Source organism: Streptomyces sp. NPDC002817 (genome assembly GCF_053592055.1).
Map to the genome: position 1 here is coordinate 1 of NZ_JBSFUY010000069.1, position 15,355 is coordinate 15,355.

At 67.1% G+C, this 15,355-nt stretch carries 18 protein-coding genes; 9 read left to right on the forward strand and 9 right to left on the reverse strand.

Going from position 1 to position 15,355, the window contains the following annotated elements:
- Window positions 1–279 precede the first annotated feature (279 nt).
- Together ACWD3I_RS48115 and ACWD3I_RS48120 are read left to right on the forward strand one after the other, a co-directional pair.
- The gene (locus ACWD3I_RS48115; RefSeq protein WP_365412660.1) at window positions 280–885 is read left to right on the forward strand and encodes a hypothetical protein; all 606 of its coding nucleotides are present in this window, start codon (window positions 280–282) and stop codon (window positions 883–885) included.
- A 111-nt stretch (window positions 886–996) separates the two neighbouring features.
- Entirely contained in the window at window positions 997–1,227 is a 231-nt protein-coding gene (locus ACWD3I_RS48120; RefSeq protein ID WP_365412658.1) for a hypothetical protein, read from the forward strand.
- A 29-nt stretch (window positions 1,228–1,256) separates the two neighbouring features.
- Here the strand turns inward: ACWD3I_RS48120 and ACWD3I_RS48125 are convergent, their stop codons facing one another.
- From ACWD3I_RS48125 to ACWD3I_RS48145, 5 genes are read right to left on the reverse strand one after another with little or no spacing between them, the layout of a single operon-like run.
- Window positions 1,257–1,643 carry a GNAT family N-acetyltransferase gene (locus ACWD3I_RS48125; protein WP_451084438.1) on the reverse strand — a complete coding sequence of 129 codons (387 nt, stop codon included), beginning with the start codon at window positions 1,641–1,643 and terminating at the stop codon, window positions 1,257–1,259.
- Complete coding sequence (locus ACWD3I_RS48130; protein WP_365412654.1) at window positions 1,640–1,945, reverse strand: hypothetical protein; 306 nt, start codon at window positions 1,943–1,945, stop codon at window positions 1,640–1,642. Before ACWD3I_RS48130 ends, ACWD3I_RS48125 begins: the two co-directional genes overlap by 4 nt.
- A gap of 60 nt (window positions 1,946–2,005) precedes the next feature.
- A complete protein-coding gene (locus ACWD3I_RS48135; RefSeq protein ID WP_365412652.1) occupies window positions 2,006–3,304 on the reverse strand; it encodes an ArsB/NhaD family transporter in 1,299 nt (432 codons plus the stop codon).
- The gene (locus ACWD3I_RS48140; RefSeq protein WP_365412650.1) at window positions 3,301–3,759 is read right to left on the reverse strand and encodes a CBS domain-containing protein; all 459 of its coding nucleotides are present in this window, start codon (window positions 3,757–3,759) and stop codon (window positions 3,301–3,303) included. Before ACWD3I_RS48140 ends, ACWD3I_RS48135 begins: the two co-directional genes overlap by 4 nt.
- Window positions 3,746–4,987 (reverse strand): cation:proton antiporter, encoded by a 1,242-nt coding sequence (locus ACWD3I_RS48145; RefSeq protein WP_365412648.1) that lies wholly within the window; start codon window positions 4,985–4,987, stop codon window positions 3,746–3,748. The genes ACWD3I_RS48140 and ACWD3I_RS48145 overlap by 14 nt, the downstream gene beginning before the upstream one ends.
- A gap of 307 nt (window positions 4,988–5,294) precedes the next feature.
- On the opposite strand from ACWD3I_RS48145, the gene ACWD3I_RS48150 reads away from it, so the two are divergent.
- Together ACWD3I_RS48150 and ACWD3I_RS48155 are read left to right on the forward strand one after the other, a co-directional pair.
- A complete protein-coding gene (locus tag ACWD3I_RS48150) occupies window positions 5,295–5,723 on the forward strand; it encodes an STAS domain-containing protein (protein ID WP_365412646.1) in 429 nt (142 codons plus the stop codon).
- A gap of 320 nt (window positions 5,724–6,043) precedes the next feature.
- Window positions 6,044–6,184, forward strand: coding sequence for a hypothetical protein (locus tag ACWD3I_RS48155; protein ID WP_365412644.1), 141 nt, complete (start codon window positions 6,044–6,046; stop codon window positions 6,182–6,184).
- Between the two features lie 81 nt (window positions 6,185–6,265).
- On the opposite strand, the gene ACWD3I_RS48160 is transcribed toward ACWD3I_RS48155, so the two are convergent.
- Both ACWD3I_RS48160 and ACWD3I_RS48165 read right to left on the reverse strand, forming a co-directional pair.
- Entirely contained in the window at window positions 6,266–6,793 is a 528-nt protein-coding gene (locus ACWD3I_RS48160; protein ID WP_365412642.1) for a hypothetical protein, read from the reverse strand.
- The gene (locus ACWD3I_RS48165) at window positions 6,780–7,160 is read right to left on the reverse strand and encodes a hypothetical protein (RefSeq protein WP_365412640.1); all 381 of its coding nucleotides are present in this window, start codon (window positions 7,158–7,160) and stop codon (window positions 6,780–6,782) included. The genes ACWD3I_RS48160 and ACWD3I_RS48165 overlap by 14 nt, the downstream gene beginning before the upstream one ends.
- A 367-nt stretch (window positions 7,161–7,527) precedes the next feature.
- Here ACWD3I_RS48165 and ACWD3I_RS48170 point away from each other — a divergent pair, with 367 nt between their 5' ends.
- The 4 genes from ACWD3I_RS48170 (at window position 7,528) to ACWD3I_RS48185 (ending at window position 10,851) form a co-directional block, all read left to right on the forward strand.
- Window positions 7,528–8,106, forward strand: coding sequence for an Rv1733c family protein (locus tag ACWD3I_RS48170; RefSeq protein WP_365412638.1), 579 nt, complete (start codon window positions 7,528–7,530; stop codon window positions 8,104–8,106).
- Between the two features lie 205 nt (window positions 8,107–8,311).
- A complete protein-coding gene (locus tag ACWD3I_RS48175; RefSeq protein WP_365412636.1) occupies window positions 8,312–8,680 on the forward strand; it encodes a hypothetical protein in 369 nt (122 codons plus the stop codon).
- 20 nt (window positions 8,681–8,700) lie between these two features.
- A complete protein-coding gene (locus tag ACWD3I_RS48180) occupies window positions 8,701–9,597 on the forward strand; it encodes an alpha/beta fold hydrolase (RefSeq protein ID WP_365412634.1) in 897 nt (298 codons plus the stop codon).
- A 258-nt stretch (window positions 9,598–9,855) separates the two neighbouring features.
- On the forward strand, window positions 9,856–10,851 hold the full coding sequence (locus ACWD3I_RS48185) for a PP2C family protein-serine/threonine phosphatase (RefSeq protein ID WP_365412662.1): 996 nt from the start codon (window positions 9,856–9,858) through the stop codon (window positions 10,849–10,851).
- Between the two features lie 47 nt (window positions 10,852–10,898).
- On the opposite strand, the gene ACWD3I_RS48190 is transcribed toward ACWD3I_RS48185, so the two are convergent.
- Window positions 10,899–12,359: a SulP family inorganic anion transporter gene (locus ACWD3I_RS48190; RefSeq protein WP_365412632.1), complete on the reverse strand. Its 1,461-nt coding sequence runs from the start codon at window positions 12,357–12,359 to the stop codon at window positions 10,899–10,901.
- A 301-nt stretch (window positions 12,360–12,660) separates the two neighbouring features.
- On the opposite strand from ACWD3I_RS48190, the gene ACWD3I_RS48195 reads away from it, so the two are divergent.
- A complete protein-coding gene (locus ACWD3I_RS48195; RefSeq protein ID WP_365412630.1) occupies window positions 12,661–13,191 on the forward strand; it encodes a TerD family protein in 531 nt (176 codons plus the stop codon).
- Between the two features lie 807 nt (window positions 13,192–13,998).
- Here ACWD3I_RS48195 and ACWD3I_RS48200 read toward each other — a convergent pair.
- Window positions 13,999–14,607, reverse strand: coding sequence for a hypothetical protein (locus tag ACWD3I_RS48200; protein WP_365412628.1), 609 nt, complete (start codon window positions 14,605–14,607; stop codon window positions 13,999–14,001).
- Window positions 14,608–15,355 lie beyond the last annotated feature (748 nt).

A 15,355-nucleotide genomic window follows, 5' to 3' on the forward strand; every position in this document is an offset into this window, starting at 1 on the left:
AACTGCGGCGGATAGTTCTTCATGACCACGAGATGTCCGTTCTCAGATCCTCAGGATCCAGTGTCTCGTGTGTCCAACCTCAGGGGTCAAGGCCCATTGGGGTACTTCGACGAACCCACTGTGCATCCCCCTGTACGTGTGCCGCTCGCTTCCCACCGCTGGGAAGCCGGATTACCCAGGTGATAGGAAGCGATCCGTGATGCGGGCGGTTCCGCCATCATCGTGATCAGTCCGCTACGGCATCCTGGTACTGCCGATGGCCCCGACCCAGGAGGCGATATGTTCCTGCAGTCCCAACTCAAAGCACTGCTGCGGGACGGTTCCCAGGGCGCGGAGCGGCACGACGCCCGCAATCTGCAGCGGTCCTGGCGGAAGTTCGCGGGGTTCGCGTATGTCGCCGAGCAGTACGGCTACGAGTACGACGGGTTGTCGCCGCTCTCCCCTAAGGGGAGCCCCAACCCGTACTTCGCATTCCGGCGCACACTGGATGCCGTCGAGCGGGCCACCCGGACCACAGAGCGATACCCGACCGCACTCCAGGGTGGCCAGCTGCCTGGCATGAGGCCCGGCGGAAACCGTCTGCGTCCGCTTGCCGAAACCCGACGCGACGTCGACCTGCTGCACGCGCGGATCATGGTCGACTCCAGCCGCACCCATCGGCGGCGTGGCCTAGTCATGCTCCTGATCATCCCCTTCGTCATGCTCATCCCGCTCTCGCAGACCGGCTTCACGAGCACGGCCCTGCTGGTCTGCGCCGCCGTCTGGCTCTTGTTCGCCACCCTGTGGGGGCTCGGCCTGTACCTCGCTCGGCGCCGACTCACCAAGTACGGGGGCATCCTGACGGCGGCCGGCATCGATTGGCCGCCGACGCGGGTACGCACGTGATTGCCGAGACATGGAAGGCAATTGGCGCGCGACTGTGCCGAGAACGGTCGGTGAATCGGACACGTTGAACCCGGACTATGAACGTGTGGCTCACGCCCGACGGAGGGGAGGATGGCGCTTGTGGTGATCCTTGGTGCCGCTCTCGCCATGCTCGGGGCCTGGGCGATCGGAGTGCTCGTCCGGCGAGATCGCCGACGGCTCGGGACCAGCGAGGAGGCGCACCGGATCGAGTCTGCCGCCACCAGGCGGATCCGCGACACGCGTCGCCACGCCCGCGCCCTTCACCACATCGGAGGGGGAGCGGGGATCAGCCGCCTCGACGACCGGGACATGAAGCCGTGAGGTAGGCGGGTCCGAGTTCAGCGGGGCCCTCAACGATGCAGCAGATGCTGCCGCGTTCGCTGCAACCATCCCATGAGGTGTCGGCACAAGGGGCCGCTGTGGGGCAGGGCCACCGTCGTCTCCTGAGCCATCACGCTGAAGAAGGCTCGCCCGTCCCGGGTCTGCAGCGTCGTGCTCCATCGGTAGCCCGGGCACTGGGCGAGCAGCGAATGGATGAGCTCGCGTCCCAGGCCTTGACGCTGGCGGCTGTCTTGGATCCAGACGTCCAGAATCCGTCCCGTACGGCACTTCTGGCAGACGCGGAAGCGCAGCCGCCCCACGAGGCGGCCGCCCTGATCGAGCAGGACGAACTCGGTCGGGGTGTCTGAGCTCCATAACCACGTCGGTATGGGTTCATCCGGATTCACTCGGATCACCAGTGCCAGGGGTTTTGCCGCTTCGTCCTCGTCCCTTGCGAGTCGGACCTCGTGGAGAGGTTGACCAGGTGGGCGACAAGGGCTCCCGCGAGCAAGGCCCATGCCACAGAGACGAAACTGGCTGTTCGCCAGCCGACGGCGGAGAGAAGCAGGACCACTACGGCTCCGGTCGTGACCGCCTGGCGGTTGGTGAGGAAGGCCCATTGCCGGCGTGCGCTTCCCGGGTGGCGGATCTCCACCAGGGCGGTTCGGATCACCAGCATGGCGATGACTGCCACCGGTGCTATCAGCGATGGACCCATGTGCGTACCTCTTTCCGGTCCAGGCGGCCGTTCCCCGTGGTGGGTTCGGCAGGCGTCAGCTCAGGCGAGCGCGAAGTAGCGCAGCCACACATAGCCGAGGGCGATGACCACGGTGACCACGGTGACGATCAGTCCGTACTTGGTGAACTGCCAGAAGGAGATGGGCTGTCGGTTGCGTTCGGCGATGCCCAGGACGACGACGTTGGCACTCGCGCCGATCGCGGTGGCGTTGCCGCCCAGGTCGGCGCCCAGAGCGAGGGCCCACCACATGACGTGGTCGCTGCCGCCGCCCATGTTCTGGACGAGGTCGCTGGTGATGGGGGCCATGGTGGCGACGTACGGGATGTTGTCGACGATGCCGGACAGGACGGCGGAGGCGCTCAGCAGCATCATGGAGCCGCCGAGTTCGTTGTCACCGATCGCGTCGGCCAGGAACTTGGAGACCTCCCCGATCACGCCCGTCTCGATCAGGCCGCCGATCATGATGAAGAGCCCGGCGAAGAAGGCCAGGGTCGGCCATTCCACCTCCTTCAGCACGGCGCCGGTCTCCGCGGTGGAGACGGCGATGAGCAGTCCGGCGCCGAGCAGGGCGACGATGCTCGGCTCGTAGTGCAGCACCGGATGGAGCACGAAGCCCACCACCACCAGGGCCAGTACCACCAGGCCCTGGACCAGCAGACGGGTGTCCTTGATGGCCTCACGTTCCTCCAGCGCCATGATCTCGGCGGCGCGGTCCTCGTCGTAGACGAAGAACTTGCGGAACATCACCCGGCACATCAGGACGAAGACGATGAGCAGGATGACCACGATCGGGGTCAGGTGGACCAGGAAGTCGTTGAAGGTGAGGCCGGCGCGGCTGGCGATGATGATGTTGGGCGGGTCGCCGACGAGGGTCGCGGTGCCGCCGATGTTCGAGGCCATCACCTCGGCGATCAGGAACGGCGCCGCCGGGAGCGCGAGACGCTCGCACACCAGCAGGGTGACCGGGGCGATCAGCAGGACCGTGGTGACGTTGTCCAGCAGGGCCGAGGCGACCGCGGTGATGACGACCAGCATGGCCATCACCCGGAAGGGTTTGGCCCGGGCCCGTTTCACCGACCAGATGGCCAGGTACTCGAACATGCCGGTCTTCTTCAGCACACCGACGATCATCATCATGCCCATCAGCAGGAAGATGACGTTCCAGTCGACGCCTGAGTGCTCGGAGTAGAACGCCGACTTGTCGTCGGTCGCCCTGATCGCCAGCATGAGGCCCGCGCCGCCGAGTGCCACGGCGACCCGGTGGATCTTCTCGCTGATGATCAGGGCGTACGCGCCGACGAAGACGACGATCGCGGCCCAGCTGTGCCAGTCGTTCACGATCCTCCGATGACATGCTCCAACAGGGCGGTCGCGGTGATCGCGCCGATCACCGTCGCTGTGTCGGCGTCGCGTTCGACGACGGCGACCAGCGGAGAGTCCTTGCGGGCCATGAGCATGGCGATCTGCGCGGGCGAGGCGTCCGGACCGACGACCGGGGGAGTGAGAGGGCCTCGCGGCAGCCACTCGGCCACCGACCGCCCGGCCATCGCTTCCCGGGCCTCCTCGTCGAAGCGGTCATCCGCTTCGGCTGCCAGCACCGGGCTCTCCCGCATGTACCAGGGCAGCAGCGCGCTGATCACGCGGGCGGCCGGCACGACCGCGTACGGGTAGTCGTCGCGGTCGAGGACCAGCAGCGCGGGCAGCTGGTGCCGAACGACCAGGCGGGCCGCAGCGAGGGCGTCGTCGTCCGCGGACACGGTGGGGTAGGGCCGGGCCAGGTCATGGGCATGCATCGGTGTGCCTCTCCGTGGACTGAGCGCCCGTGTCCTTGTGCGGCTCCGGGATTCCGGCCAGTTCGTCGACGTCGAAGGCGCGGGCGATCGGCACGTCGGTCGAGCTGTGCGCGACGATCGAGAAGGCGATGCACACCGCGATCAGCGTGAACGCCTCCTCGGCCTGCGGGATACCGGACTGCAGGACCAGCAGCCCATAGACCACCGACGCGAAGCCCTTCGGCCCGAACCAGGCCGCCACCAGCCTCTCCTTGCGGGAGATGGTCGTACCCAGCAGCGAGAGCAGCAGTGAGGCCGGGCGGATTAGCGCGATCGCCAGGACCACGGCGACGTACCCGCCGAAGGACAGGTCGCCGAACAGCTGCGGGGTCAGCAGCGCGCCGAACACCAGCAGGGCCGCGAACTTGGCCAGCTCCGCCAACGCCTCCCCGAGAGGCTCGAACGCCTCCTTCGCCTCCAACGACCGTGCGGTGAGCACCGCGCCCGCCGAGAACGCGGCGAGGTAGGGGTTGGCGTGCGTGAGGTGGCAGACCCCGTAGAGGATCACGCCGATTGCCAGCGGCAGCAGCGGCTGCAGCTTGGGCTCGGCGCCCAGCAGCCGGAACCGTACGAGCTCGATCACGACGTAGGGGAGCACAAGGCCGAAGACGAGGCCGAGGACCAGCTCCAGCGCGATCTTCCCGAGGTCGGCCTCGGCGTGCCCGGAGGTCGGTCCGGCGGCGGCGATCAGGATGAGGACGACCGGCAGGGCGAGCCCGTCGTTGATACCGCTCTCCACGTTCAGTAGCTGCCGCAGTTTCACCGGGACTTCCTTGCGGCCGACGATCGCGGAGGCGAACACCGGGTCCGTGGGAGCCAGTACGGCACCGACCAGGAAGGACGTCGTCCAGTCCAGGCCCACCAAGTAGTGCGTGATGAGCGCCATGCCGACGAACGCGAGCGGCATGCCGAGACCGAGCGCACGGGCAGGGTTGCGCCAGTTGGCGCGCAGCTTGGGGAAGGACACGTGCATGCCGTCGGTGAACAGCACTGCGAACAGTGCCAAGTCGGCCGTCACGGACACGATCTCGCTGTCCGGCGTGATGTGGATCAGCCCGAGGAAGCCGTCACTGACCAGGGCTCCGCCGACCAGGAAGAGAAAGGACGTGGAGAGCACCGTCCGTGCCGCCAGGCCTGACAACAGCACTGCCACCAGCAGTGCGACACCGAATACCGCCACAAGCACCATGACGGACACCCCCGATCGGAAGAGAGATTTATCCCCTGCTCGCCGACCAGGCTTCCCGGCACACCGGGGGAAACCCTACCTGTCCTTGACGCGTTTTTGATAGATCACTGATAGGCACAATGAACTACGCGACTTTGCCGGATCCCGGCAACAGAGAGGACTGGGCTGGATGTGAAGTCCGCACTTCCCGATCGGCTCAACCGCCGGCTGCCCCGGTGGCAGACGCGGTGACCTGCGCCTACGATGACCCTCAGGTGCGCCGGGAAGCCTGGTCGGCAGTTGGCCCTCCTCTGCCCTGGAGCTCCGAATGCCTGATCCTTCTTCGGCACGGCAACACCGTGGGCATCACAGGCTGCTCAGTGCGGGCAGCCGTCTGCTGCATCCGTTCCGCGGTCGCCGGCTCGGGGTCGAGTCCACCCCTGACCGTGCCGTCGTTCACCTCTCGGGGGAGATCACTTCCAAGAACGCGGCCCAGACAGGGAAGGCGCTCGTAGAGCTCCTGCGTACAGGAATCGCCAGCCTCGAGATCGACCTGAGCAAGGTGACCTACCTCAGCAGTGACGGTGGAACGGTGTTCTTCATGGCGCTGCGCGCCGCCCGGAGGCACGGCACACGCGTATTCGCCACGCACACGGGGCCCCAACCCCGGGCCGCCCTCAAGGGTCTGGGGCTGCTTCGCATCGTCGAGGTGTACGAAGGGGACGGGCCGAACTGCTCATCGTGCAGGAGCGAATAGGTGCCGTCCTGCCTCGTTCGCTATGCCTTCCTGAGCCACTCCGAGCGTCACGTCGAACGTGGCGTTGTGCTGGGGCAGGAGGGTGGCCGTCGGCGCGTACCGCTTCAGCCGCCGGGACCTAAACGCCTGACGGACGGGTAGATCTGCGGAATCCATGCGTACAAGTGCCCGATATCCTCGTTGCTCACCGCCTTGACCAGGGCAGTGAGCACACGGGGGAGAGGGGCACCGTCATGGTGCCCAAGCCGGTTCGTGCAGCGGTCGGGGATATCTGGGTCACCTGTCAAATCTGCCGGAGCGACTTGTTCCGGGAGCGGGGCGTGCTCCTGAACAGCGTCGGACTGGAATTCATGAAGATGGCGTGGGCCGACGAGACGGCGACCGGGCTGATCTGCTGGCGATGCGGATTCGTGCACCTCTTCGTGAACAGAGACATCAAGCTGTACCGCGCGGACGGTTAGGGGCGCAGGCTCCGGACGATTCCGCACGCCCTAGCGGGGGTTCATGGAGTGCGACTGCCCCTGCGCGGGGGTGGATGGGACTCACCCCATACAGGGGTCCGGGTCCTCCAGAGCCGGACAGGCCGTCGCCGTCTGGAGGGCGTCCGAGACGTCCTCCGGCTGCGTCCAGGTGGCCTCACTGTCCATTGGCGGCCGGTCGCCCGAGGCGGTGGGCAGGTGAGAAAGGGCACCTAGTAGCAGGACGAGTGCGGCCACCATGCCGAGGACGCGGCTGACCCGACGTCGTCTGCCGCGAGTTTCCATGTCGCGCCACGCCGGGCCGGTCCACGGGTCCTCCGGGGTCCACAGTTCGCCAACGGCCTCGAGCGGCCCCGGTCCGGTTTCGTTGAGCGTGTGCCGCTGCCGCCAGGTCCTCCGACGTGTGGTGTCCGTGTCCGTCTCCAGGGGCGGGGGCAAGGCCTGGGCCGCCCGTTCCTGTGCGGACAGTTCTCTGGGAGCGGTGCCGCGGATGGCGCGTTCGCTGTCCTCGATGAACTGCTGCCACATCTCGTCGGGAATGGCCGACGTGTTGTCGCCCTCTCCCGGCACTGGGTTGTTACGAGAGGTCACCGTGACCGTCGCCGTCCATCAGATGCCGGAGATACTCCCGCAAGAGCTCCCCTGTGCCCGTCTTCTCGTCGACAGGCATTCCACGGTTCTGAAGTGCCCGTCGCAGGTGTTCCCTGAGCCACTCGTCCGTGGGGCGCTCCCAGCGTTCCTCGTCGATGAGTTCAGGATGGAATTCTCCGGCCACGATGCGGTCTTCCCAATGCCGCAGGTCGCGCGCGATCTCCTCGGCCCCGGCCTGTAACCGATGCGCGCGCAATACCTCCACCGCATAGGAGAGCGGAACGACTCCGCGCTCGACTGCGTGGCCGTAGACAGCCAACTCATCCAGGTAAGAGGCGAGTTCAGTGCGCGAGGCATCTTTCGACACGACCTCCGCCTCTCACTGTGCCGCGGACCTTCCGGAGCCGGGCCCGTTCTCGCTCGCTGCCGTGCACGCGACTGTGCGCGCCGAATGGTGCCATCCCGGGACCCGGCCAGACAACACTACTGTGGTGCTTGGGACCGCCGTTGCCTGAGTCCGGTGCTTTCCGCGCCAAGGGGGCGTGACGTGCACAACTTCGCGGGGCGGGGCCCCACAACGCGGCAGTGTTCGGCAGGCACGGGTCTTTCCGCCGCCCTGCACTGCAGTGAGATCTCGAAGGGGTCGCCGAGACCCAGGGTGCACCGGCAAACCTGCGAGCGGGCACACTGGAGACAAGGGCTGTCGGTGCTCTCGACCGAGGGGGTGCGAGCCGATGGCGAGAACACCTCGCACGGGCGTGCGGTGGTGGCGGTGGCGACGTAATCCGCTCAAGCGGCGCATCGACGTCGTCGAAGCCTGGCTGGTGCTCGTCATGTGGTTGTGTGCCACGACCGGTGGTCTCCTGGCGGGTCTGGCGGCGGGGATCACATCCGCCGAGTACCTGGAGCGGCAGCGGACCGAGCGGCAGCAGGTCTCGGCCGTCCTCCTGGAGGACGCAAAGCCCCGTACCGCGAATCGGGTGGGCCGGACTCCCGTGTGGATCACCGTGCGGTGGACCGGACCCGACGGCACGTCCCACACCGGTCAGACTCGGGTCGAGCCCGGTCTTGAGGCCGGCGCTCGGATCATGGTCTGGACGAACGGGAAGGACCGGCTCACCACCCGGCCGTTGTCCAGCTCGGCCGGAGTGCTTCAGGCGAGCGCGACGGGTGTCCTCGCCGCGGCCTGCGCGATCTCGGTCGTAGTGGGTGGTGGCCAGGCTGTTCACTCGCTTCTGAACCTGCGGCGCCTGCGGCAATGGGACAAAGCCTGGGCGGAGGCCGACGCCCGGTGGGGCGGAAAGACCGTGTGATCACGGCCCTCTGGCCGATCCGGCCCCAACTCGCAGCGAGCAGTGGCTTCGCGATGCTGACAAGACCGGCGACAACCGAGTTGGGCCCATGACACGATGCTTGGGTGGCGCGGCTCTCCGTCTGAGGCAGACGGGATGGAGGCCGGTCCTGGAGCGCCGGGAAGTCTGGTCGGCACAGTGCCTGAACGCGATGAGGGAGCAGGCTGTGTCCGCGATCCAGGGTGCCCTGCGCCGTGCGATGAGTATCGAAGGCGCATTGGGCGCCGCGATCGTCGACTACATCAGCCGCATGCCGCTCGGCGTCATCGGCAAACCGGCTGGTCTCAACCTTGAGAATGCCGCTCGGAGGGACACGGATGTCGTCCGCGTCAAACTCTCGGCACGCGCTCAGTTGGGCTACGAACCCGAGCGGGTGGAGGACATCCTGATCACTCTGGACACCGAGTACCACCTTCTGCGTCCCCTTGCGCGCAGGGCTCACGACTGGCTGTTCATCTACCTGGTCCTAGACCACGAACTCGCGGATCTGGACACGGCCCGCAAGGAACTCCCTCGGATCGAGGAGGTGTTGTGAGGGCGACATCTGACGGAGGCTTGGACGAACACCCAACGCAGGTCGCCGGGTTGGAGGAGGGGCTGGTCGAGTACCGTTTCGATCGGCGCGGGCCGGACACCGTCGTCCTTTTCCACGGCGGGCACATGCGGGCCGGGCTCTCGCTCGGTGAGCAGGTGTTCGCCGACGCCGGTTGCTCGGTGCTGGTGCCGTCCCGTCCGGGGTACGGCCGCACCCCGGTCTCGACTGGCGGCTCGGTGGGCGGATTCGCCAACGTCACCTCCGCGCTCTGCACGCACCTCGGTATCACCGGCGTCGCCGCGGTGGTCGGTGTCTCGGCCGGCGGCCCCACCGCGGTGGCCATGGCGGCGCGGTACCCCGCCCTGGTGGACAAGATGATCCTGCAGAGCGCCGTAGGACCCTTGCCCTGGCCCGACCGCCGTACCCGCATGGCGGCCCGTGTCGCCTTCGCGGCCCCGACGGAGCCTTTCGTATGGGCTGTGGTGCGCACACTGATGCGTTACGTGCCCGCGATCGGTCTGCGCCTGCTGCTGCGGGATCTGACGGTGCTTTCCGCACGGGAGGCAGTGTCCGGTCTCCGCGCGGAGGACCGGGCAGAGCTGATCACACTGTTCTCCCGTATGAGGTCGGGCCGCGGTTTTCTCCGCGACCTCAAAGCCCTGGAAACCACCGCGGAGCTGACGCGTCACGCGGGCCAGGCCTACCAGCCCAGTCTCGTCATCGCGACCTGTCAGGACGGCGCCGTACCGTTCGCGCATGCCCGGGCCCTTGTCGCGACTCTGCGCCAAGCCGAGCTGATCGAAAGCTGGGCGAGCGGGCATTTCATCTGGTTCGGCCAGGACTGGCCGGCCATCGCCGACCGCATCCGGGACTTCTTGCTGACGGACCTGTACTTGATGCCACGCGGGAAGCCGTAGCGGACGAACAGCCGGTGGCCGCCCCGACCATGGAGAGCACGCCCTGCGACCGTTCAGGAACGGCCGCTGCGCGAGATGCCGGCGAACGCCAGTGGCGATCTTGCTGGAGATCCCGCCCCCGCCTACTGTTCAGAGGGCGGAGAGAAGCAACAACGGTGGTCCCGCTCGCTGACGCGGGACGTGCTGTCGCCGAGCGGGGGGTGAAGCGTGACTGACAAGAGCCGTCGCCTTGCCGTGCTGTCCGCCCTCCCGTTCGCCATGATGGCGGCCGTCACCGCGGTCGACATCGCCGTGGGGCCAGGAGTCGGATTCCTTCCGTTGTTGTCGCTGGGCCCGGCGTTCGCCAGCCTGGTCGGTGGCTGGCGGCGCACCCTGGGGATCGGCGTCATTGCGCTGCTGCTCTGCGTTGCTCTAGGCCTCTACAACGACATGCTCCAGGCGCGCCGCGGATACATGACCATCGCCTCCGTCGCCGGCGTCACGACGGCCGGCATCGTCGCCGCCGTAATGCGTCAGCAACGCGAGGCGGAGCTGGCCAATGTGCGCTCCATCGCCGAAGCGGCACAGCGCGTTCTTCTCAAGCCCGTGCCGCGCAAAGCCGGCCCGTTACGAGCGGCGGTGTCCTACACGTCGGCCGTCGCCGAGGCCCGTATCGGCGGTGACCTGTATGAAATGGTCGCCTCACCCCACGGCGTACGCGTGATCGTCGGTGACGTGCAGGGCAAGGGACTGGAAGCTGTGGAGACGGCGGCCGTGGTCCTGGGGGCCTTTCGGGAGTCGGCGCCGGAAGAAGCCGATCTGTCCGAGGTCGGGAAGAGGCTGGAACGTGCCGTGAACCGGCAGTTGGACGGGGAGAAGTTCGTGACGGCCATCCTCGCGGAAGTCACCGCCGACGGGGTGACGTTCCTCAACTACGGCCATCCGGCGCCGATGGTGATGCGCGCCGACGGGTCCGTGACCTTCCCCGAACCGCCCGCCCACGCGCTCCCACTCGGTCTGAGCGCCCACAACCCATCCGCCCCGCTGCCCTTTGCTACCGGCTTCGCGCGTGGGGATCAATTGCTGCTCTACACCGATGGCGTGACCGAGGCCCGCGACGCCGCAGGACGCTTTTATCCCCTGGATGAACGCGCTCATGTCTTGAAGGAGCATGACCCCGAGGCCGCGTTGGAGAGCCTGCGGCAGGATTTGGTGCAACACGTGAAAGGTCCGCTGCACGACGACGCCGCCATGTTGCTGCTTCGCTACCGCTGACACGACTGGGCCCTGGCTGCGTTGAGGCCGGATAGGCGCTTCGACGGCTAGTGGTTTTGGACGACGGCCATGAGTTTGTCACGCTGCCCTTCGTCCGCGAGCGCGATGAGTCGGTTCTCGACATGCGGCGGCAGGTCTTTGACACCGAGCTCGACGCCGGACTTGTGCGAGTGGTCGATGAAGGTCAGCAGCGCCTTCGCGCCGGACGTGTCGATGTAGTTCACGTGCTTCAGGCTCAGCGACAGGTTCGGGAGGTCGTTGCGCAGCGTGGAGAAGACGCGGTCGACGGACAGAAACGACAGCGGTCCCCCAATGTGGTAGGTGCCGGCGCCGTCGTGGACGATCGAGGCTTTGTGCCGCCGTGACTGAACGCCGTGAACGACGAGTGCCAGGACGACGCCGACGGCGACCGCCGCGGTCAGGTCCACGAGGACAGTGATGATCATCGTCGCGAACATCACGACCACGTCACCTCTCGGAGCAACGTGCGCCTTGCGCAGGCTTGCCCAGTCGAACATCCCGAACGCGGTCAGAATCAGGATCCCTGACAGCACGGCGAGAGGGATGTACTGCACCACGGCCCCGAGCCCGACCACGAGGGTGAGGAGAATGACGCTATGGGCAGCCGCCGACAGAGCCGTACGGCCACCGCTGCGGACATTGACCACGGACCGGACGGTGGCGCCGGCACTGGCCAGACCGCCGAACAGCCCGCTGGCGGCATTGCCGAGTCCCTGGCCGATCAGCTCCCTGTTGCTGCGGTGCCGGTTGCCGGTGATTTCGTCCATGACGACCGAGGTCAGCAGCGAATCGATCGAACCCAGAAGTGCGATGCTGAGCGCGGGCAGGAGAAGGGTCAGGAGCTGCGATCCGCTGAACTGGGGGAGGGTGAGCGAAGGCATCGACTCCGGGATCTGGCCTATGTAGTCAATCGCCGTGTTGAGCGAGACCGGCCCGACGTGTACGTCCTGCAGTAGCGAGTTGGTGAACCGCAGGGCCGCAGTCATGATCACGAGCGCGATCAGGCTCGCCGGAACCGACTTGATCACTCGTGCGGACACGAGCATGAGCACCATCGTGGCAGCCACCACCAGAAAACTCTTCTGAGCCTGGTCGATTTCGCCCAAGATGATGATCAGCGCGATCCCGCCCATGAAGCCCGACACCACGGGGTGGGGCACGTAGCGGATGAGCGATCCGAGCCTGCACAGTCCGAACAGGATCTGGAAGGCGCCGGCGATGATGAACGCGAGGAACGCGCCCTCAAGTCCGTGCGTGGCGATGACCCCGGTGGCCACGACGGTGATGGGGCCTGTGGGGCCGGTCACTTGGCCGGGCGTACCGCCGAACAATGCCGCGAAGAACCCGGCGAAGATCGCACCGTACAGTCCGACGAGCGCGCCCTCCGATGTGCCGGTCGCGGTGATGCCGAAGGCGATCGCCAGCGGCAACGCCACGATGGCGACAGTCAGGCCGGAAAGAATCTCTTTGGTGATGCGCTCGAACATCGGCTCCCGCTTCGGTCGACATCATCCTGACCTCGGCCCATGACGGACCGAGTTGCCGACCAGGCTTCCCGGCTCTCCGCGAGTAAAGATGCCGTATAGAACGCGTCAATACAAGACCAAAGATCGCCATCCGGGACTGACGTCACACCAGCGGTTACCAGCGGGATGACCGGGAAAGTCCCGCACAACGAGCGGTAAGAGCTGGTGGATGAAGTGAGCTAAAGAAGCATCAAAAGCCTGGTCAGTGCACATACTTGACGATGCGGGGGCGTCCCGCGACGGGCCTGACGGGGAGCGGCAAGTGAGTGGTGTCGGAGAGGGACTGAGCAAGGTCGAAGTGAAGCTCAGATGGGACCCGAGTCCACACGGGGAGGCGCCTCGCCATCTCGACATCATCGCCGCTACCTACTCCGCGGACGATCCGTACGGTCGGCCGGTGTATGTCGTTCACTACGACAGCCGCTCGCCGGACGGCACCATCAACATGGGCCGCCACAGCGAGACCGGTATGGGGTTCGGCTTCGTCGAGGCGATGGTGCTGGAGTTCGATCGGATGTCGTCCGCCTACGGGCGGGTGGTGGTTGGGGTGGCCATCCACCAGGACGGGGGCCGTCGCACGTTCGGCGACATAGCGGGTGCCGGAGTGCTGGTCGTCCAGGGCTACCGGCAGCTGCTGGCCGACGACTTCGAGGGCGTCGCCCAGGCCACGGCCGCGACGGTCGCCGAATTCAGCAGAGACGCGACGGGAGCATGGGGGCTCCGCGAGATGGTGCGGGGGTTCGACAGCGATCCGGTGCTCTTCGCAGCGGAGATGGGCGGCGTCCGGCAGTAGTGACATCTGTTCGGGGTCCGGCACACGGACACGCGCGCGTGGCGCCATGCGCAACGGCATGCGCCTGAGAGCTCGGTGACCCCTGGCAGGGCGGTCTCGTCCTCGCGCCCCTGTCTGTCGTTGCGGCCCCCGTCGTTCGGTCGGCAGAAATGGCAGAGCCGTCGGTCGGTGCCTCCCGAAATTGGGGGGATCAAGGCGGGAGCCCTCGGTCCCGGTGCGACGGCGGAGGGCTCGGCGCCGGGTTTACGTTCCGGCGCTGGGCGGGGTCACTGCCCGGAGTGTTGCCGGGAGGCTGCGAATCATTGAGGCGCCCGCTGTTCGGAGGAGGGTTGACGTCCGGCTCTTCCACCTGCCGGGCGCCACATCACAGTCAAGAGAGCGACTGGGCGCAATCCTGCGACTCCCAGCACAGCGGGCGGGCGTTGTCGCGATCGAGCCAAGCGAAGACGGAGCCAGCCAGCAAACGCCCCCACGGTGATGATGATCGACGGGGGCCCACCGCGTCTGTACGCGATCCTCAGCACTTCGTGGTTAGCGATCAATGGCAGGAACGCTGCATAGAGCACGCCCAGCACGACGACGACTGCACACGCCCGCTCCCACAGAAGCAGCGCAGGGCGGTTGCCGTGCATGCCGCCCTTCCCTCCCTGCCGACCCGTATCGGGGCCAGTTGGCGTCCCCGATCGGTGTCGACCAGTGCAGGCTACGGCGTGTGGGGCGTGTCAACTGCCGCGGGCACAGGGTGATGGTCTCCGCGCGGCCGCGTTTCGTGTGACCGGCCCTGGCGCTGGGTCCGTTCCGTCCCGCTCAGTCGCGGCGCGGCACGGATTCGTTCCTTGCGACCCCGGCGGCGAGCAGGGCGAAGCCCAGTGCGAAACCGAGCATTGTCCATACGCCGCGGGGCCAGAAGATGTGGCTGTCCATGAAGGACCAGCCGGCCACCAGGAGGACCACCGTTCCGGGAATGACTCGCGCGCCGTGTTGCGGGAAGAGTGCGACGGCTGTGGCCACGACAGCGACGAGGAGGGCGTAGGCGCCGGCCTGCCCGAGCGACTCACCGGTGTCGTAGAGCGGGTACTTGATCGGTCCTATGTCCCCTGTTTCGGGAGCATGCTCGACCGCGGTCCCCGCCGCGATCCCGGCCACCGCGTCGAGACCGGTGTAGAAGGCTGCGTAGGCGAACGCACTCGTCCAGGCCACCACCGTGGCGAAGCCCGCGAGGTCTGGTCGGGGGCGGTTCCACAGAGGGACGAGGAGTCCGAGGGTAAGCAGCGGAAAGACAGGCAGCAGCGCGATGTGCAAGTGCGTCCAGTCCGCGGCTGTCGCTCTGGACAGGCCGTGCGGGTGTGCGGCGCCCGCCGCAGCCAGCACGAGGGGCGCGACCGTACCGAGGGTGATGTTCCGGATCGTCAACACACCGTGAGCGTAGGGGCGTCAGGCTGTTTGCGACGGCTGCGTAAGGGCTTCGTAAGATCTCGCGCGGTGCTGTGAAACCCTGGCAGGCGCCCGCGGGGAGCGACCGGGGCGCATCATGGCGGGGTGTCGGGCCATGCCGACCACGGTGGTGCCCGACGCGAGCAGCCAGTCCCGGGAGACCAGCAGGTCCCGGGTGACGGGTGGAGAGGGTCCGTACGTCTTTCCGGTGCCGCTTGGCCGGCCGGGGAGGACGGACGCTGCCCTTCACGTCCGCCTTGCCGATGTCGACTCCGGCGTATTGCTCAGGGGGCATGTCCATGCCCCGGTCCTCCCCTTGTGCGGTCTGCCGTAGTGCAGCAGCTGTCCGGCGGGAACCAGGCAGGCAAAGAGAATCTGATTCACGTGCTCCTGGTGTCACTTCCGGGTGCCTGACGAAGGGCCCCCGGTGTCCGTCTGCGGATGGCACCGGAACGTCTCGGGGATGGAGGCTGTGATGGCGCGGGTACTCGGGCTGTCTCCGGTTGCTCGAATCCGGAACGATCTGGGCCAGCAGGCTGCCGGAGCCGGACCTTTTGTCTGCCGCCAGGCCACGCGATGCTGCACGGGCCGCCGGAGCAGACGGGTGGTGGCACAGGCGGGGGGAGTAGTGGCTCATGAACCAGAGAGGGCTGCTCGGGTTGTCGCGGGGCGGCCGTGTCCACTTCGTTCTGGCGTGGGTGCTGTGCGTGGTGGCGCTGCTGCTCGTGGC

What these genes read in the sequence shown, in the direction of transcription:
- ACWD3I_RS48115 (WP_365412660.1), top strand. Translation starts at nt 280, where the DNA reads ATGTTCCTGCAGTCCCAACTCAAAGCACTGCTGCGGGACGGTTCCCAG.
- ACWD3I_RS48140 (WP_365412650.1), bottom strand. Translation starts at nt 3,759, where the DNA reads ATGCATGCCCATGACCTGGCCCGGCCCTACCCCACCGTGTCCGCGGAC.
- ACWD3I_RS48150 (WP_365412646.1), top strand. Translation starts at nt 5,295, where the DNA reads ATGCCTGATCCTTCTTCGGCACGGCAACACCGTGGGCATCACAGGCTG.
- ACWD3I_RS48190 (WP_365412632.1), bottom strand. Translation starts at nt 12,359, where the DNA reads ATGTTCGAGCGCATCACCAAAGAGATTCTTTCCGGCCTGACTGTCGCC.
- ACWD3I_RS48145 (WP_365412648.1), bottom strand. Translation starts at nt 4,987, where the DNA reads ATGGTGCTTGTGGCGGTATTCGGTGTCGCACTGCTGGTGGCAGTGCTG.
- ACWD3I_RS48170 (WP_365412638.1), top strand. Translation starts at nt 7,528, where the DNA reads ATGGCGAGAACACCTCGCACGGGCGTGCGGTGGTGGCGGTGGCGACGT.
- ACWD3I_RS48120 (WP_365412658.1), top strand. Translation starts at nt 997, where the DNA reads ATGGCGCTTGTGGTGATCCTTGGTGCCGCTCTCGCCATGCTCGGGGCC.
- ACWD3I_RS48130 (WP_365412654.1), bottom strand. Translation starts at nt 1,945, where the DNA reads ATGGGTCCATCGCTGATAGCACCGGTGGCAGTCATCGCCATGCTGGTG.
- ACWD3I_RS48185 (WP_365412662.1), top strand. Translation starts at nt 9,856, where the DNA reads ATGATGGCGGCCGTCACCGCGGTCGACATCGCCGTGGGGCCAGGAGTC.